Source organism: Longimicrobium sp. (assembly GCA_036377595.1).
GTDB lineage: Bacteria > Gemmatimonadota > Gemmatimonadetes > Longimicrobiales > Longimicrobiaceae > Longimicrobium.
In genome coordinates this window covers 1-18027 of sequence record DASUYB010000134.1, presented here as the reverse complement: position 1 = coordinate 18027, position 18027 = coordinate 1, and the positions used below count along the sequence as shown (strand labels likewise).

The following is an 18027-nucleotide window of genomic DNA, read 5'->3' as shown; positions in this document are numbered from 1 at the left end:
CACCGCTACCGCAAGCGAACCCCCGCAATGGCCATCGGGCTGAGCGGCCACGTCTGGACCTGGGAGGAATTCCTGACTCGGAGAATTCATCACTGATGAGTAGAGTCACTACCTATAGATCCTTCGGCCTGCAACCACTTGTGCAGACGCCGGTTACGGTCTGGCCGGCCTCAGGATGACGTCAGTGTGAGGCGAGTGCGGTGCCGAGTCCTCACTGAGCACTGGGCACTGGGCACTGGGCACTGGGCACTCAGCACTCCCGTCACCGCGGCCGATACACCTGGTCGAAAACCCCGCCGTCGGCGAAGTGGGTGCGCTGGGCGTTCTGCCAGTTCCCGAACACCTCGGCCAGGGTGAACGTGCGCACCTGCGGGAACTGGCGCGCGTACCGGGCCGCCACCGCGGCGGAGCGCGGGCGGTAGAACCACTTCGCCGCGATCTCCTGCCCCTGCTCCGAGTACAGCCACTCCAGGTACGCCTGCGCCACCGCGCGCGTCCCCCGGCGGTCGACCACGCGATCGACGACCGTCACCGGTGGCTCGGCCAGGATGCTGAGCGACGGCGCCACGATCTCGAACTCGTTCGCGTGCTCCTTGCGCGCCAGCAGCGCCTCGTTCTCCCACGCGATCAGCACGTCGCCGATGCCGCGCTCCACGAACGTCGTCGTGGCCCCGCGCGCGCCGGCGTCCAGCACCGGCACGTTGCGGTAGAGGCGGGTGATGAAGTCGCGCGCGCGGTTCTGGTCGTTGTTGCCGGTCCGCAGCGCCCATCCCCACGCGGCCAGGTAGTTCCACCGCGCGCCCCCCGACGTCTTGGGATTGGGCGTCACCACCGAGACGCCGGGACGGACCAGGTCGCCCCAGTCGCGGATGCGCTTGGGGTTCCCGCGGCGCACGAGGAAGACGATGGTGGAGGTGTAGGGCGCGCTGTTCTGCGGCAGCCGCGCCTGCCAGTTGCGGGGGATGATGCGGCCGTTGGCCAGCGCGTCGACGTCGTAGCCCAGCGCCAGCGTCACCACGTCGGCCTGCAGCCCGTCGAGCACCGCCCGCGCCTGCGACCCCGAGCCGCCGTGCGACTGGCGGATGGTGACAGCCTGGCCGGTGCGGCCGCGCCAGTACCGCGCGAACGCGGCGTTGTACTCCTGGTAGAGCTCGCGCGTGGGATCGTAGCTCACGTTCAGCAGCGTCACGGGCCGGGGCTGGGCCCGCGCGCCCGTCGCGGCCGCCAGCAGGATCGCCGCGAGGGCGAAGGATCTGTCTCGCATCGTCGGATGGTCTCGTTCGGCGTCTTGGAGAGGGGTCAGAAGGCGAGCTGGAAGCGGGTGAGGATGGCTTCCTCGGGCGCGCGGTCGCGCCCCGCGGCGCCGCCGTCGAAGCGCGTGCGGCCGTAGTCGGCGGTGATCTTCACGTTGCGGTTGAGATACCAGTTCACCCCCACCGCCCACTCCCGCGCCGCGCGCGCCGAGCGGTCCGGGTCCGCGAAGACGGGGAAGGCGTCGCGGTCCGCCTCCAGCGCGCTCAGCCGCGCCGTCAGCTCCACCGCGCCGAAGGCGCGCTTCGACGGATCGAAGGCGTTCCGCGGCCGCACGCCGGCGAACGACGCGTCCTCGCCCGTCAGCACGTAGCCGCCCGCCACCTGCCACGCCCGGCTGGTCAGCCTCGCGGAAACGGTGTCGCGCCGCACCTCGCTGGAGGACGTGACGTGCTCGGCCAGGATCCCCAGCGGCCCGCGGTAGAAGTAGCCCTGCGGCGAGATCCGCTCGTGCGCGCCGTCGGCGATCACCGTCCCCGCCGCCTGGCCGTTGGAGCGGAGGGTGAAGAACACGCGCTGCCCGGGCGACCGGTAGCTGGCCAGCCCCGGCGCGGTCGCCGTCCCCTTCTCGCTCCCGTGCGACGCGGCGATGCCGAAGCCCAGGCCGCGCAGGAAGCCGCTCGGTCGGTTGCGGAAGGGCTGCGCGAACAATCGCCCCGCCACCTCCTTGCGCCCGTCCGCGTCCAGGTCGCCGCTGCCGCCATCCACCACGCCGTTGAACACACCCGCCGCCCAGCTGAGCGCGCCGCCCGCGATGTCGCCCCACAGCTGCGCGCCGATGTCGCGGTTGGGTACGAGCGCCGTCGGCAGCGCGCGCTCCACGAAAGTGAGCGCCGTCGCGGACTGCAGCCGCTCCAGCCCGACCGGCGGCTTGAACTTCCCCGTGCGCAGGCGCAGGAAGGGGAAGAAGCGCGCGTCGAGATAGGCGTCCTGCACCTGCACGCGCCCCTCGCCGAAGTCCGTCATCAGCCGGAAGCCGAAGTTGCGCGCCACGGTGCCCTCGATGATCGGCCGCACGCGGCGCAGTTCCAGCGTGCTGGCGGCGGGCGCGGTGCCGTTCACGAAGAAGCGGCCGTCGCTGTGCACGTAGCCGCGGAAGCTCACCTGGTACGCGCCGTCGGCCGAGCGGAACTGCACCCCCTCGGGCCCCGCCGTCAGCGTCGCCGCCGAGGCGCGGGCGTTCGCCGCCGCCTCGTGGTCGATCTCCAGCTGCCGCTCGAGCACGCGGATGCGCTGCTCCAGCGCGTCGATGTGCTCGGCGGCCGTGTCGCCCGGCGGGGCGGTGTCCGTCACCGCGGCCACCGTCTCCGCCTGCGGCGCGGCGGACGTGCCCTGCGCCGCCGCGCGTCCCGCGATCGCCATCACCATCACCCCCACCCGGAGCGCGGCCTTCGCCAGCGCCTGGTTCCTGCGCATGTGAGCCTCCCTGCCGCGGGGCCTCCGGAGGTCCGGTGGGGTCGCGTCGCGTGATTGCGATGTCTTCTTCTTCGGCCTCCGGCGGTCCGGTCGGCGGGATCTTCGAGTCTCACACGGAGGAAACGGAGGATTCATCTCCATGTCCTGGCTTTTCCTCCGTTCCCTCCGCTCCCTCCGTGTGAGTCCTGCCGTTTCAGCGATTCGGAGGGACGCGAAGCTTCTCGGTGCGCTCGATCTGCACGACCTGCGAGTCGTGGATGGTGATCTGCACCGAGCCGAAGCGGATGGCGCGCACCGCCTCGAGGATCAGCTCCTCGGCGGAGGGCGCGGACGGCGCGCCGGACGCGGGGACCACGCGTAGCGCGGAGGGCGGCGGCGGGCTCATGCGGTCTGCCTCCGGAGCGAGAGCCGGCGCGGTGCGGCGGGGTGGATGTCGGGCTCGGCGTCGAGGTCGTCGTCCGCGGGAAAATCCGGCTCCGGCGCATCGGCGGCGTCCACGGGATAGGCGCGGACCCGCGTGGCCTCCACCGCCACCCGCGCCCCCGGCTCGATGCCGTCCAGCAGCGAGCTGCGCCGCGGAAACTGCGCGAACAACGGCCCCGCGCCGTCGATGGTCGTCTCCACCCGCACCCGGTCGCCGAGGGGAACCACGCGGCGCACCGTCGCCACGCCGTCGTCGTCCGAGCGCCAGAACTTCAGGTCGTACGAGCGGATGACCAGGCGCACGCGCGGGTGGCCGTTGGGGTGCGGCAGGGGGATGCGGAGCGCGCCGACGGCCCCCACGTGGTCGCGCGCGTCGGCCTCCAGCACGTTGACGTCGCCGATGAAGCGCGCGACGAACTCGCTGGCCGGCTCGTCGAGGATCTCCTGCGGCGTCCCCGCCTGCTCCAGCCGCCCGCGATGGACGATCAGCACGCGGTCGGAGAGCGAGAACGCCTCCTCCTGGTCGTGCGTCACGAAGATCGAGGTCACGCCCACCTCGTCGTGCAGCCGCCGCAGCCAGGCGCGCAGCTCCTCGCGCACCCGCGCGTCCACCGCGGCGAAGGGCTCGTCCAGCAGCAGCAGGCGCGGCCGCGGCGCCAGCGAGCGGGCCAGCGCCACCCGCTGCCGCTGCCCGCCGGAGAGCTGCGCGGGCATCCGCCGCTCCAGCCCGTGCAGCCCCATGATCTCCACCAGCTCGGCCACCCGGGCGCGGCGCTCGGCGCGGGCCACGCGCTGCACCTTCAGCCCGTAGGCGATGTTCTCCTCCACGCTCATGTGGCGGAACAGCGCGTAGTGCTGGAAGACGAACCCCACGCGGCGGCGCTGCGGCGGCACGTGGTCCACCGGCTCGCCGTCCAGCCACACCGAGCCGCGGTCGGCCGTCTCCAGCCCCGCCACGATGCGCAGCAGCGTGCTCTTGCCGCCGCCCGACGGGCCCAGCAGCGCCACCAGCTCGCCGGCGGCCACGTCGAAGCTCACGTCGTCCACCGCGGTGAAGGCGCCGAAGCGCCGCGTGACGTTCTGCACTCGGATTCCCACGGTGCTGCCTTTCCTTTCGGGCCGCGTCAGGGCGGTGGATGCGGGCGGCGGACACGAAAAAACGCCGCCCCGGCTGCAACAGCCGGGGCGGCGCGGACCTGGTCTGGTATCCCTGCTAGCGCGCGGGCATCACCTCGTCCCGCTGGACACCACGATTCGTCCGGACCCGCATCCCGGCTGGGAGGGGGCCGAACAACACATCGCGGCGCAGCGGACGGTGGATCGCACGATTCGGGTCCTCGGGTGGTGCGACGGAACGATCTTCTGACCAACGGTAAACGAGCGGCGCAGGGGCTGTCAATCCCCTCATCCAAAGCTTGGACACCCATGGAAATCCCGCATCACCTCTAAGCTCCAGCGCCGCAGAGGGATCGGTGAGATGCGGGCGATCGCATTCTGCCGCTTCGGCCCGGCATCACCTCATCCCCAGATGATCTCAACCGATTCGATCGAGGGGCTCGCGTCATGATCAGGCTCGCGCGCGATGCAAGAAGCCTCCGTCCACGGCGACCGTTGAGAGGCGGATCGGATGCCGAGCCTTGCCGCACGTTCGCGCGGCGGCGCGGCTCACGCCCGATGAGAGCACGGCGCACAAGACCGTTGTCCCCGCACCCGCCGTTTTTCATCATTGTCCCCACCCGCCTCCTCTGGAGGCAGGTGATATCGAATCGCCGGATCAACCGTGCATTGGAGGGAGGGAACAGGAATTGTCATTCCGAAGGCGCTGCGCCGTCCTGTCCCCAATGCCGAAGTCGTGGCGCCTGAGGAATCTGTGGCCGGCTCCCGAGCCACAGGCTGCCTGTCGCTCGGATGTATGCCATGGATTCCCCGGGTGCCGCCCGGAGTCAGCCGATCGGAATGCACACTCAATTGCGGCAGCCGGTATGAGACCTCTCCCGCAAATGCGCGCGATACTTAAGTGAATACTTAACTATCATCTGCGCGTCGCCACTCACCCTCACCGGCAGCGATCGGGCGAGCGCTCGACGAGGGGCGGCCGGCTCGCGCGGTGAGAACAGGGACGCGCACGGCTTGGGGACACGGGTAGATCCGGCCGGAGCGCGGCGATCCCTGCCCCGAGCCGCAACCCACCCGATCGATTCATCTTTTCTCCATCCCCACACCGGAGACCCGCATCATGCCCGACCATTACGTGATGTTCTGGAACGTGGAGAACCTGTTCGACGTCGACGGGTCGCCGCGGCGCTCGGAGAAGCTGGAGCGCACGCTCGGCAGCGAGCTGACCGGGTGGACGCAGGAGGTGCTGGACCGGAAGATCTCGCAGCTGGCGAAGGTCGTCTCCTACGCCAACGGCGGGAAGGGGCCCGACCTGCTGGGCGTGTGCGAGGTGGAGAACCGCTTCGTGCTGGAGCGCCTCTGCCAGGCCGTGACGACGCTCAACCGCAACTACGAGATCGTGCACGCCGACACGCAGGACGGGCGCGGGATCGACGTGGCGTTCATCTACGATCCCAGCCGCTTCACCCCCGTGCCCGGGCAGGTCTTCTACCACTTCATCGTGCGCCGCGTGGCCACGCGCGACCTGGTGCAGGTGAGCTTCCGCACGGCGGCGGGGCGTACGCTGGTGGTCATCGGCAACCACTGGCCCGCGCGGCTCGAGGGGAAGCTCGAGTCCGAGCCGTACCGCATCATCGCGGGCGAGACGCTGGCGTACTTCCACGAGCGCATCCGCCAGGAGCTGGGCACCGACACGGCCGTGCTGGCCATGGGCGACTTCAACGACGAGCCCTTCGACCGCTCGATCGTGGACTACGCCTGCTGCGAGCGGCAGCGGACCAAGGTCACGCGCGCCACGTCGGCCCGGTTCCTGAACCTGATGTGGCCGCTGGCCGGACAGGGGCTGGGGACGCACTACTACGACAACAGCGTGAACCTGCTCGACCAGTTCATGGCCTCGCGCTCGCTGGTGACGGGGGCGAAGGGGCTGACGGCGCTCCCCGGGAGCGTGGAGATCGTCCGCTTTCCGGAGATGGTGAGCACCGGCGCCTACCCGTCGCCCATCCGCTTCGGCCGCGGCGAGGAGATCAACCCCAACGGCTTCGCCGACCACTTCCCTATCGGCATGGTGATCCACGAGACGTGAGATGACGAAGCGGGATGATGCGCCCGCCGGCGGGCCGACGCTCTCGATCGACGCGGATGCGATCAGGGTGATGACCGGGTCGTACGAGATCGGCGTCCAGGTCCAGCCCGAGGACGTCGACGTGCCCGGCCACGTGAACAACATCGTCTACCTGCGCTGGGTGCAGGAGGTGGCCATCGCGCACTGGCGGGCGGTGGCGCCGGAAGAGGCGCAGCGGCAGGTGTTCTGGGTGGTGCTGCGCCACGAGATCGACTACCGCCGCCCCGCGCTCCCCGGCGACGCGGTGCGCGCCCGCACCTGGGTGGGGCGGATGGAGGCCGTCCGCTTCGAGCGCCACACCGAGATCACCCGCGCGAGCGACGGCACGCTGCTGGCGCGCGCCCGCACCCTCTGGTGCCCGCTCGACGCCTCCACCGGCCGCCCCTACCGCGCCTCCGCCGAGCTGCGCGCGCTGTTCGCGACGGAGGAGCCGGGGTGAGCCGCCTCAGGTGCAGTCGAAGCCTCGGCGCATGGCAGGCGGCTGAAGGTGAGCGCTGGTTCCGTTGACAGCGCCGCGGGCGCGGGGGAGATTTCGCCGCGAGCCACCACACCCTCGTCCCAAATCCCCATCCCGCCGGACGATGCAGCAGCCCTGGACGGAAAGCGGCCTGCGCGCCGCCACGCTCGACACCACGCGCACCCTGCTGGTCAGCGAAGGCTACGAGAACCTGTCGATGCGCAAGATCGCGCGGCAGGTGGGGTGCAGCGTCAGCAGCATCTACGAGCACTTCGCGGGGAAGGACCAGCTCGTCCACGCGCTGATCGACGAAGGCTTCCAGCGCTGGTACGACATCGTGGCCGCCGCGGCCGAGGCGCCGGGAGCGCCGCTGCAGCGGCTGGAGCTGCACTGCCGCAGGTACGTAGAGTTCGGGCTGGCCAACCCCGAGTTCTACGAGATCATGTACCTGTACCACCCGCGGTCGCTGGCGCGCTTCCCCCGCGAGCTGTTCCGGCGCGCCTCGCGGTCGATGGACGTGCTCGCGCGGCTGGTGCACGACGCCGCCCCCGACGCCTTCGCCACGCCGGCCGAGGCGCGCATCCACGCGCACGCGGTGTGGGCCATCCTGCACGGCGTGGTGTCGACGATCCTGGCCGGGCGCCTGGACACGCGCATCGACCAGTCCGCCTATGTCGGCACTTCCATCCAGTTTGCCGTCGACTCCATCCGCCGCCTGGAGCCCGCGGGCGTTTGATCGTTTCAGGAAAAAGATTGTGCCTCACGCAGAGCAGCAGAGGCAGCGGAGAACTCACCTCTGCTGCCTCTGCTGCTCTGCGTGAGACCTGCAGTTTTCCGGATTTCGACCGTCAGCCATCCTCCTCGGGTGGGACCGGCAGGTGCGTGAGCTTGTCGGGGTTGCCGACGAGGTAGACCCCCGTTATCAGCCCGTCGCGCACGGCAAAGCTCATCACCCGTGGCCCGTCCCACAGCCGCATCACGAACCCCGGCTGTCCGTTCACGCGCACCAGGTCCACGGGCGGCACGCCCCACTTGTGCGCCAGGCCGGCGAACAGCCGCGCCACGTGGTCGCGCCCGTAGACCGGGTTCAGCGCCCCGCGCCGCTTGCCGCCGCCGTCGGTCATGGCGATGGCGTCTTCCGCCAGCAGCGCGCGGATCTCGTCCACGTCGCCGCGCGCGCACACCTCCATGAAGCGCAGCGCCATCCGCTGCGCGTCTTCCTCCGACGCGGTGAAGCGCGGCTCGCCCGCGGCCACCTTGTCGCGTGCGCGCTTGGCCAGCTGCCGGCAGGCGCCCTCGCTGCGGCCCACGATGCGCGCCACCTCCTCGTACTCGAACGAGAACACCTCGCGCAGCAGGAACACGGCGCGCTCCATCGCGGTCAGCCGCTCGAGCATCAGCAGGAACGCGGTGGAGAGCGACTCGGCCAGCACCGCCGCCTCCAGCGGGTCCTCGTCCAGCGGCTGCACCAGAGGCTCCGGAAGCCAAGGGCCCACGTACTCCTCCCTCCGCACGCGCGCGGACCGAAGGTGGTCGATGCACAGGCGCGTGACCACCGCGCACAGCCAGTCCTTCGGCGACCTCACCTCCTCCTGCTCGGCACGGTGCCAGCGGAGAAACGTCTCCTGCACCGCGTCTTCCGCGTCCGCCACGCTTCCCAGCATCCGGTACGCGAGCGAGAACAGCAGCGGCCGAAACTGCTCGACCTCCGCTCCCGCGACGTCCGGTTCCGCCATCACGCTCGGCATCGCCTTCAACTCCTCTGTTACTGAGAACACCCTTTGGATGTCATCCTGAGGTCGGCGCCGCGCCGAGGTCGCGTCTGCACGAGATCCTGGCGCCGACCGAAGGATCTTGCCGTCCCCGCGAAGATGCCGGTGTGACGCACTGGCATCGAGGCGGCATCCAGTAGATCCTTCGGGCGCGCAACCGTACGTCACGACGAGAGTTCGGTCCCCGCGCCCTCAGGATGACACCCGACGGGGTCCGCAGGGTTAGCGACCCTTCTCAGGATGATACCGTCATCACATCACACCGCCGCCGCATACGCGCCGGGCTGGTAGTCGCCCACCGGCGGGCGGAAGGTGATGGACAGGCGGTTCCAGCCGTTGATGGCCACCACCGCGAACGTCAGCGCGACGATCTCCTCCTCCGAGAAGTGCCGGCGCGTCTGCTCCCAGAGCTCGTCGGGCACGCCGCCCTCGCTGATCAGCGTCAGCGCCTCGGTCCACTCCAGCGCCGCCCGCTCGCGCTCGGTGAACATCGGCGCCTCGCGCCAGGCGCTGGTCAGGTACAGCCGCTGCTCCGTCTCGCCCCCGGCGCGCGCGTCCTTGGTGTGCATGTCCACGCAGTAGGCGCAGCCGTTGATCTGCGAGGCGCGCAGCTTCAGCAGGTGCAGCAGCGAATGCTCCAGCCCGCTCTCGCGGACGTAGCGCTCCAGCCCGAACATCGCCTTCAGCCCCTCGGGCGCGATCTTCCCATACTCGATGCGTTGCGTCATCGGATCAAGTCCTCGTCTCGAATTCGGTGGATGGATCCGCCTCCTGCGGCGGCCTCCACAGTTGAGACGAGATGCGGTCTCCGCGTGTGACAGGTCCGCGGCAACCCTCACCGCGCGGACCAGAAGTGAGATCGAAGACCCTGCATCGCATCGCGGTGCAGGGCCTTGCTCGTTGGGCCGGGCGGGGGTTGCCGGGCGAATAAATTCGCGGCAACAACTACACGAAGTCCCCCTTCGGGGACTACAACCATTCGTGCCGCCCGAAGCCCGTTGCTCGGAGCCGAGATCCTTGGAAGTCCGTCGCGAGCACCGCCGCCTCGGCCACACCGAAGCCCGTAGTCCGCGAAGGCGGGCTTTGTGTGGACGCGGCATCGCAGCCCGCGCGCGAACGGACATTTTCATTGCCCGCAGGTGCCCCGGGGTGTACTCTGCAGGCAGGCTCGACGGTGGTTTCTCAGCCCCCGTCCCACTCTCCTCCGGGGTGTTTCCATGCCTCGCTACGTCGAGTTCACCACCGGCGACGGCTCGTCGCTGCTGGTGGAAGTGTCCACCCCCATCGCACCTCAGCCGGGCGCCACCGTGCGCGCGGGGCTCGCGGACCGCATCGTCGAAACCGCCGCGGGCGCCGTCACCCGCGCACAGCACCAGCTCGAGGAGGTGGTCAATCGCGCGGTGCGCCAGAACGCGCAGGCATTCGTGGCTTCGGTGGCCGGGCTGCCACAGCCGCCCGACGAGGTCGAGGTCTCCTTCGGGCTCACCATCACCGGCGAGGCGGGGAACGCAGCCGTGTGCAAGGCCGGGGGAGAAGCCAACTACACGGTCAAGCTGGTCTGGAAGCAGTTGCCGCGCATGCCTTGAAGGCGCGGGCGGATCGCCTGTCCCCTCTCCACGTCCATCCTACCCTCCTCGCGGATCCCGGTCCGGCGAATCCGCGGCCGGACGCCCACCACCACCATGCGCGCCGATCACTGGAAGTCCGGAATCGTTCGCATCCTGGCGCCGGACGGCGGCACCGCCGGCACCGGGTTCATGATCAGCCCCGGCGGGCTCGTCGTCACCTGCGCACACGTGGTAGCCGACGCGGACCCGGGCGGCACCGTTCAGCTCTTCTTCCACGGCAACCCTGAACGGGTCACCGCGCGCCTGGTCGCCGGGTGCCAGTCGGCGGTGGACGACGCGGACGTGGCCGTGCTGCGGCTGGAGGGCGCCGCACCCGCCGGAGCCGTCCCGCTGCCGCTGGGAAGCTCGGAGCGGTGCGACGGGCGCACCTTCCAGACCTACGGATTCCCGCGGTTCAGCCCGGCCGACGGGCTTCCGGGCGCCGGGGAGGTGATCGGCGACCGTCCCTGGGGAGCCCGGCGCGCGTTGAGCGTGCGCAGCCAGGAGATCACCCGCGGCTTCAGCGGCGCCCCCGCGTGGGATCCGCAGCGGCGCTGGGTGATCGGGATGGTGAACGGCCTGATCGTTCCCGACGAGTACGCCCGCAACAGCCAGACGGCGCTGCTCACGCCCAGCGAGGTGCTGTGCGACGTGTGCGGCGAGCTGGAGCTCACCCGCCTGAGCGACGTGGTGCTCCGTGACTGGCGCCGGTGGACGCGCAGCGAGCGGGCGCGGGTGTTCGCGCCGCAGGTGGACGACTACCCCGACCTGGTGGAGCCGCCGCTCTGCGCCGCGTTTTCCGGGTTCGTGCAGGAGCAGGGATGGCACGCGCGCATGGAAGAGCGTCTGCGCGACCTGCACCGGCGCGCAGAGCGCTTCCCCGAGCTCGAGCCGCTTGCGCGCGACCTGCAGAGCGTCGACTGCGCGGCCGTGTACGAGAACGTCGCGGCCGACGTCCAGGCGCTGCTCGCCCGCACCCCGGGCGATGCCGTTCACGCCCTGATCTCGCGGCTCGAACGCCAGGCCGAGGCCCCGGGCGCGGAACAGGGGCGGGCTCGCCTGGACCTGCCACACGCGCAGGCGGTGGCCGCCCGGCTGGGGTCGCTCCGCCGCATGTTCGACTCCCGCGACGGGCTCCGCTTCGAGCGCTGCTTCCTGGTGCTGGGAAGCACCGGCGCGGGGAAGACCCACTTCATCTCGTCGCTGCTCGGCAGGAACACCGCGTCGGGCGACACCCGCGGCCACCCCGTGCTCCTCCTCCCGCTCACCGGGTTCTACCGCACCGAGCCGCTTGCGGAGCTGATCCTGGAGGGAGCGGGCGCGGCCTCGGGGCTCCGCTGGGACGAGCTTGCCGCGCTCGACCGCTTCCTCGCCGACGAGGCAGACGGCGCCCGCCTGGTCGTGATCCTGGACGACCTGCAGAAATGGCTCGCGGCGCGGCCGGCGTTCCTCGACGAGCTGGTCGACACCGTTTCGAGCCACACCCACCTGCACTCCCTCTACTGGCTGGCCACCCTCGAGCACACCACCTACCCCGCGGTTGCCGGCCATGGCGCGTTCTGGACCCGCTACGGCCCGCGCAGCGACACCGGATGGGTGATGCTGGACGAGGTCAATCTCCGGGAGCACGTGGGGATCGAGATGCTGCGGCGCGTGTGGGATTCCGGCCCGGACGAGATCGCGTGGCTGGGCGAGAACGAGGCCGCGGCCCGCTACCTCAGCATCCCCTTCGTGGCGCGCGTGGCCATCGACCTCAAGCTGAAGCCCGAGGAGCTCGTCACGCTCAACTTCGTGGATTTCGTGGAGGCGTTCTGGCGCACGCGCCGCCAGGCGTTCGACTACGACGCGCTCGCCGCCTCCGGCACCGACCGCGACCGCGCGGCGCTGGTGGTGAACAACGCCATCGTCTCGGTCGTGCAGCACCTGGCCGACACCGGAGACTTCTCGCCCGAGAGCGCCCGGCTGGCTGCGCGGGTGGCGTCCGACGAGCCCGGTCTTTCGCTCGACGACGCGCGCGCCGCGCTGCAGGTGCTGGCCCGGGCCAACCTCCTCCGGCCGGAGAGGCACGGCGGCACCGCGACCGGGGGGCTCGAGCGAATCGTCGAGAGAATGCTCGTCCACTTCGAGATGTTCTGGGAGTACCACGTGGCGCTGCGCCTCCTCGAGGCCGCCGGACAGGCCGGCGAAGCCGAGGCGGCGCGCGCACGGCTGGAGACGTGGTTCACGGCGGTGGGATCGCGAGACGTGGAGGACGGAGTATTCCAGTTCCTCCTGCTTCTCACGGACAGCGTTCCGGACGGCAACGCGTCGGCGGAGGGAGTGCGGTGGCTCATGCAGTCGGCGCTGGAAACCGACCGGCCGCCCGGATCGGCCGTGTGGTTCGCGGGGCCGCGCGCAAGCGAGGCACTGCAGCGCGACCTGGTGGGCCGGGTGCCGGGATACGCGCTGGGCGCGGATCTCCGCCGGACGCTCTTCGCGCTGGTGTACTTCGTCGCCGAGGTTCGCCCCGGGCTGCTCGACCTGCGCTCGCGGCTCACGTTCCTGCAGCCGTACTACGAGGCGATGCGCGACGGGTCGCTCGCCCAGTACTTCCTGTTCGTGGTGCGCAGGCTGTTCCGGGCCGCCGGCGACCACCGGGTGATCGTCGCCGCGCTCCCCGCCCTGTCCGGATGCGAAGTGCTGGGAATTGCGCCCGCGCTGGCGGAACTGGCCGCGGACGCCCTGCTGGATACCGCCGACGTGGGGGTACGGGATCCCGACGAGGAGGATACGGCCGCCGAGTGGGAGGCGGAGAGGGCGCGCGCCCTCGTGCTGCTGGGCGACCTGATGGGCTACCTCGAGGCGTGCAGCCCCGGAGTGGACGCCGAATACGCGCGCTTCGCCCCGAGGCCCGGCGAGCAGCGGACGCTGTTCCGCGAGTCGCTGCTTTTCTACCTGCTTCGGGGGCTGGTGGAGGTGTACGGGACCGACATGTACGCCCTCCTCGACGAGATCGGCTGGTACCGCCCCGACCGGGGGCGCATCCACCGGCGCATCGCGCTGGAGATGCAGAGGGAGGCCAACATCACGCTCGGCAACGAATACATGGACATGGGGCCCGACGAGCGGCAGCGCTTCGAGGCGCTCGTCGCGCGGCTGGTGGACGGAGGCGGCCGCAGCCAGCGCGAGATCGCCTTCTACCTGATTCGTCACACCAGGGTCACGGGCGGGCGCGTGGCGGTCCGCGTTGCGCCCGTGTTCCGGCCTCTCCTGGCGGCGATCAGCGACGATCCGCGGCTGCCCAGGCTCGCGCAGCGGTTCGCGGAGATGTTCAAGGCCAACCAGCCCTGACCCGCGCGGCACCTGGCGCTGGCGGCCCGGCCCCTTCCCGTACCGGATTCCAGGATCGACTGTGCAGTGGACGAAGGAATGTCATTCCGAAGGCGCTGCTCCGCCCTGTCCTCCATGCCGAAGCCGTGGCGCCTGAGGAATCTGTGGCCGGCTTCCGAGCCGCAGGCCGCCTGTCGCCCGGACGCATGCCACAGATTCCTCGGGCGCCGCCCGGCAGCCGCGCGATCGAGGTTCGGAGCAGCGGCGCCGCTCGGAATGACATCCGATCGGGATGCACAATCAATTGCGGCAGCCGCCCTCAGCTCCCCGGCACGCGCAGGTACAGCAGCTGGCCGTTCTCGCGCGTGAGGCCGATCGCGGGGACGGGCTTGGTGTGCGCCTGGACGTCGAACAGCCACGCGCCGTCGCCCAGCCACGCGCTCGCGTCGACGATCCCGCTCGACTCCCAGCACCCCGAGTTGTAGGTGCAGTCGGGGTTCGCCAGCTCCGCCACGGCCTGCGGCGCGCCCAGCGACCCGTCCGCGTTCAGCGGGAAGCGCCACACCCGTGGCGCGCGCGCGAACGCGGCGTTCGACGGGTCTTCCTGCACCATCAGGCTGCGCCGGCTCGTCCCCACGTTGTCGGGCGACGCCCACCCCGCCGCCGGGCCCGGCGAGCGCGCCAGCAGCGTCAGCCGCGCCTGCGTGGGGTCCGCCGCCGCCAGCTCGAGCCGGTAGATGGAGCCGAACGGGTCCCACGGCGCCGCCGCCGACGGGATCGTCCCCGAGCCGGTATCGGCGAAGTAGAGCGCGGGGGTGGAGATCCCCGTGCGCCGGTCGTAGTCGCCGTCCTCCGTCCCCACGAAGCGGAAGGCGCCGAGCGCGTCCACCGCCGCCTGGAGCTGCGCCGAGGTCAGCGACGCCGCGTTGGCGATCGCCGCGAAGCGCCCGTCGATCGTCTGCCCCGCCGCGAGCTGGCCCACGTTCGCCGCGGCGGACGAGGTGAAGACGTACAGCGTCCCCCGCCCCGCCAGCACGTCCGCCTCGCTCGCGGCCACGTACAGGTACAGCTCCGAGACGCCGCGCGTGTCGTCCAGCCCCGCGAGCACCACGCGACCGGGGAAGCCGGGGATCGCCACCAGGTTCTCGTGGGCGAAGCGGCCGATCCACGGCATCTCCACCACCTGCCCGCCCTTCCCCACGGCGATCTGCATCCCGTCCTTCCCCGCGCCGGTGGCCTCCTCGCCGACGAGGAACCAGCCACCGGGAAGCCCCACCTCGGCGCCGGCGAAGGTGGCCGAGCAGAAGTTGCGGTATCCCGCCGGGCCGTCCACCACGGTGCCGGCGGAGAGCACGGAGCGCGTCCCGGGGTCCAGCACCAGCCGCGACACCCGCGCCCCGGCGAAGCGCACGCCCCCGTCCGTGGTCGGCACGCCGCCGGCGCTCAGCTCGTGCGCGTTGAACAGCACCAGCCGTCCGCCTTCCAGGTAGCCTCCCAGCCCGTCGGGGCTCGGGGGATAGACGAAGCCCGAGGGGAGCGAATCGCCCACGCTCAGGATCGGCTGCACCGTGGCGCCGCCCAGCGCCGTCGCCAGCGCGGGCTGCGCGGTGGTGAAGCCCGTCTCCCCGCCGCCGCCCGTGCCGTCTCCCGAGCACGCGGCAAGACCCGCGAGCAGCGCTGCCCCGGCCGCGCCGCGGTTGAATCGTCCCCCCATCAGCCCTCGTCTCGTCTCGTGGATCGCATCGCCCGCGCGTGGACGGACGACGCGCGGCGCCGCCCTCGCGTCACCCCGTCCAGCTGGCGCGGCGCACCCGCAGGATCCGCCCCGATGCGGCCGACGGCGCGGTGTAGCTGCATCCCAGCCCGAAGAAGAAGTCGCCGCCGCTCTCCTCGAACGACCGCGCGAACGTGGGCGCGGCGAAGTGGAAGAGCTCGCGCCAGTGCTCCAGGTCGCCGGTGGAGTAGACGCGCACCGTGTAGCCGCCGCCGTCCGCAGGCGCCGCCGCCAGCAGGTACAGCACGCCGCCGCGGACGAGCAGGTCGTACGGCACCGCGGCCGCGTCGGGGAGCGCCACGCGGTGGATGTCGGCCAGGTCGCGCGCCACCACCAGCGACTTCGGCACCCAGTCGAAGGTGCTCTGCGCCGACACGTACGCCAGCGCGCCGCCGAACGCCGTGGTCCGCAGCATCCGCCCCTTCTCCCCCGCGTCCACGCCGGGAAGGAGCGTCGTGCCGTACAGCCCCGTGCGCACGAAGCGGGCGCCGTCGTAGCGCAGCAGCGGGCGGCTGGAGTCCGACGGCGCCGCGTTGCGCAGCGGGGGCGCGGCGTACAGCTCGCCGCCCAGGTCGAAGAAGGTGTACACCCGCTCGACCTCGTCCGTCACCGCCGTCCACTGCGCGCCGCCGTCGCCCGACTCCAGCACCGTCTCCTCGCCGGGCGTGGCCTCGGTGCCCAGCGCCGCGAACAGGCGGCCGCCGTACAGCGCCAGGTCGAACGCGTGCAGCCCGTGCGGCAGCGTGCGGTGCTTCACCCAGCCGCCCGCCTCCAGGCGGTAGAACTCGCCCATCGACCAGTCGCCGCGCGGGTCGTGGCCGGGAACGTAGAGCTGCCCGCCCAGCACGCGAAAGAGGTCCACCTGCTCGTCGTCGGCGGTGAAGCCGGTGGCCAGCGCGCCGGTGGCGGGGTCGAGCGACCAGATGGGGATGGGGCCCCAGTTGTCGATGCTGTCGCCGTGGCCCAGCCAGATCAGCCCGCCGAAGAGCTGCATGTCCCACACGTTGCGCGCGTAGAACGACGCCTGCGTGAAGGGGGCGCCCACCAGCTCGGGCACGATCCCGGGCGCCTTCGCGGCGCCGGGGGGCTGCGGCTGCAGCGCGTCGCCGCACGCGCACAGCAGCGCCAGCAGCGCTGCCGCGCCGGGCCGGCGGAGGGTGGGGAGATGGGAATGGCGGTGCACGGCCATCGCCTCAGGGGGGATCGGGATGGCGGAAGATCCGGTCGGTCGGGCCGGGGAGATGCAACTACCGCGCGCGGTTCCCGATCAACCGCGACGGCGGTCGTCAGCGGTGAATCCGTGCGGATGGACGACCGGGAGGGGGTCGACGTCCCCAGCCCCCGAAGCCGTTCACTCGCATCAGGTTGGGAGATCGGGGAGGACGTCGCGCCGGCGGATGGGATGAGATGGTCGACGGCGGATGAGGATCGAGGGTGCGCTCGCATCTCGCCCGCCGCGCGGAGACGAGGCCGATGCCGCGCCGCGTCGGTCGTCGCGCGGATGCAGCGGACGGTGGTACGCTCCTTGACCCGGTCGCCCCCCGGAAACGCACGGGAGGGGAGGGGCGACGGCTCTTCCTGCTGTCCCCTGTCCCCCTGTTCCCAGTCCCCCGATCCTTGCGATGGAGCAGACCTGGCCGGACGTGATGTGGATCGTGCGGCACGGCGAGAGCGCGGGGAACGTGGCCGCCGCGGCCGCGCGCGCCGCCGGGCTGGCGATGGTGCAGATCGCCCAGCGCGACGTGGACGTGCCGCTGAGCCCGCGCGGCGAGGAGCAGGCCGCCGCGCTGGGCCGCTGGTTCGCCGCCATGCCGCCGTCGGAGCGCCCCACCGTGGTCCTCGTCTCGCCCTACGTGCGCGCGCGCCGCACCGCCGAGCTGGTCCGCGCGTCGGGAGGGACCGAGGACCCCGAGGAGGAGCTGATCGTCGACGAGCGGCTGCGCGAGCGCGAATTCGGCATCCTCGACCGGCTCACCCCCATCGGCGTGCAGCAGCGCTTTCCCGAGCAGGCCGAGCACCGGCGCCTGCTGGGCAAGTTCTATCACCGCCCGCCCGGCGGCGAGAGCTGGGCCGACGTCATCCTGCGCCTGCGCAGCGCCGTCGACACGGTCAGCCTCCACCATGCCGACCGGCGGGTGCTGATCGTCTGCCACCAGGTCGTGGTGCTGTGCCTGCGCTACATCCTCGAGGAGCTCGACGAGGCGGCGGTGCTGGCGATCGACAAGCAGAGCGCGGTGCTCAACTGCGGCATCTGCGAATATGAATTCGAGCCCGACGACGAGCGCGAATGCGTGCCGAGCCTGGTCCGCTACAATTTCGCCGCGCCGCTCGAGCAGGAGCAGGCGCCGGTCACCGCCGAGCCCGACGAGATCGTCGGCACGCGATGAGCGAGGCCGAGACCCTCGACGCCGAAGCGCTTCGCGCCTTCCCGCTGCCGCGCGTCGCCGACGATTCGAGCAAGGAGGATCGCGGCCGGCTGCTCGTCATCGCCGGCAGCCGCGAGCTGGCCGGCGCCGCCCTGCTCGCCGGCACCGCCGCGCTTCGCGCCGGCGCCGGCAAGCTCCAGGTCGGCACCGCCCAGAGCATCGCCGCGCCGCTCGCCGTCGCCATGCCGGAGGCGCGGGTGATCGGCCACGCGGAGACCGACGAGGGCTGCATCGCCGAGGACGGCATCCCGCCCCTGATCCGCTGGGCGCGCCAGGCGCAGGCGGTCGCGG

15 protein-coding genes are annotated in these 18027 nt (G+C 71.5%); 7 read left to right on the top strand and 8 right to left on the bottom strand.

The genetic code is table 11. The features are described from left to right. Positions 1 to 262 precede the first annotated feature (262 nt). The 4 genes from VF092_24230 to cysA all read right to left on the bottom strand — a co-directional run bounded on the left by VF092_24230 (position 263) and on the right by cysA (position 4248). Positions 263 to 1264 carry a sulfate ABC transporter substrate-binding protein gene (locus VF092_24230; GenBank protein ID HEX6750424.1) on the bottom strand — a complete coding sequence of 334 codons (1002 nt, stop codon included), beginning with the start codon at positions 1262 to 1264 and terminating at the stop codon, positions 263 to 265. A 35-nt stretch (positions 1265 to 1299) separates the two neighbouring features. After that, the gene (locus VF092_24225; protein ID HEX6750423.1) at positions 1300 to 2727 is read right to left on the bottom strand and encodes a porin; all 1428 of its coding nucleotides are present in this window, start codon (positions 2725 to 2727) and stop codon (positions 1300 to 1302) included. A 193-nt stretch (positions 2728 to 2920) separates the two neighbouring features. Next, positions 2921 to 3112 (bottom strand): YezD family protein, encoded by a 192-nt coding sequence (locus VF092_24220; protein HEX6750422.1) that lies wholly within the window; start codon positions 3110 to 3112, stop codon positions 2921 to 2923. Next, the gene (cysA, locus tag VF092_24215; protein ID HEX6750421.1) at positions 3109 to 4248 is read right to left on the bottom strand and encodes a sulfate ABC transporter ATP-binding protein; all 1140 of its coding nucleotides are present in this window, start codon (positions 4246 to 4248) and stop codon (positions 3109 to 3111) included. The genes VF092_24220 and cysA overlap by 4 nt, the downstream gene beginning before the upstream one ends. Before the next feature lie 1138 nt (positions 4249 to 5386). On the opposite strand from cysA, the gene VF092_24210 reads away from it, so the two are divergent. From VF092_24210 to VF092_24200, 3 genes are all read left to right on the top strand, one after another. Next, a complete protein-coding gene (locus VF092_24210; protein ID HEX6750420.1) occupies positions 5387 to 6352 on the top strand; it encodes an endonuclease/exonuclease/phosphatase family protein in 966 nt (321 codons plus the stop codon). Position 6353: 1 nt separating this feature from the next. After that, positions 6354 to 6830, top strand: a complete 477-nt coding sequence (locus VF092_24205; GenBank protein HEX6750419.1) for a thioesterase family protein — start codon at positions 6354 to 6356, stop codon at positions 6828 to 6830. Between the two features lie 142 nt (positions 6831 to 6972). After that, on the top strand, positions 6973 to 7584 hold the full coding sequence (locus tag VF092_24200; protein HEX6750418.1) for a TetR/AcrR family transcriptional regulator: 612 nt from the start codon (positions 6973 to 6975) through the stop codon (positions 7582 to 7584). A 112-nt stretch (positions 7585 to 7696) separates the two neighbouring features. Here VF092_24200 and VF092_24195 read toward each other — a convergent pair whose 3' ends face one another. Both VF092_24195 and VF092_24190 read right to left on the bottom strand, forming a co-directional pair. Beyond that, on the bottom strand, positions 7697 to 8584 hold the full coding sequence (locus tag VF092_24195) for a sigma-70 family RNA polymerase sigma factor (protein HEX6750417.1): 888 nt from the start codon (positions 8582 to 8584) through the stop codon (positions 7697 to 7699). A gap of 293 nt (positions 8585 to 8877) precedes the next feature. Then, the gene (locus VF092_24190) at positions 8878 to 9348 is read right to left on the bottom strand and encodes a carboxymuconolactone decarboxylase family protein (protein HEX6750416.1); all 471 of its coding nucleotides are present in this window, start codon (positions 9346 to 9348) and stop codon (positions 8878 to 8880) included. 489 nt (positions 9349 to 9837) lie between these two features. On the opposite strand from VF092_24190, the gene VF092_24185 reads away from it, so the two are divergent. Together VF092_24185 and VF092_24180 are read left to right on the top strand one after the other, a co-directional pair. Continuing rightward, positions 9838 to 10206, top strand: a complete 369-nt coding sequence (locus VF092_24185) for a CU044_2847 family protein (protein ID HEX6750415.1) — start codon at positions 9838 to 9840, stop codon at positions 10204 to 10206. Positions 10207 to 10302: 96 nt separating this feature from the next. Next, positions 10303 to 13557 carry a serine protease gene (locus tag VF092_24180; GenBank protein HEX6750414.1) on the top strand — a complete coding sequence of 1085 codons (3255 nt, stop codon included), beginning with the start codon at positions 10303 to 10305 and terminating at the stop codon, positions 13555 to 13557. A gap of 298 nt (positions 13558 to 13855) precedes the next feature. Here VF092_24180 and VF092_24175 read toward each other — a convergent pair whose 3' ends face one another. Then, on the bottom strand, positions 13856 to 15250 hold the full coding sequence (locus tag VF092_24175) for an alkaline phosphatase PhoX (protein ID HEX6750413.1): 1395 nt from the start codon (positions 15248 to 15250) through the stop codon (positions 13856 to 13858). Positions 15251 to 15320: 70 nt separating this feature from the next. After that, positions 15321 to 16493, bottom strand: coding sequence for a hypothetical protein (locus tag VF092_24170; protein ID HEX6750412.1), 1173 nt, complete (start codon positions 16491 to 16493; stop codon positions 15321 to 15323). A 439-nt stretch (positions 16494 to 16932) separates the two neighbouring features. Here VF092_24170 and VF092_24165 point away from each other — a divergent pair, with 439 nt between their 5' ends. Both VF092_24165 and VF092_24160 read left to right on the top strand, forming a co-directional pair. Next, complete coding sequence (locus VF092_24165) at positions 16933 to 17697, top strand: histidine phosphatase family protein (protein HEX6750411.1); 765 nt, start codon at positions 16933 to 16935, stop codon at positions 17695 to 17697. Further along, positions 17694 to 18027, top strand: a 334-nt coding sequence (locus VF092_24160) for an NAD(P)H-hydrate dehydratase (protein ID HEX6750410.1), incomplete at its 3' end; no start/stop codon positions are given. The genes VF092_24165 and VF092_24160, both read left to right, overlap by 4 nt.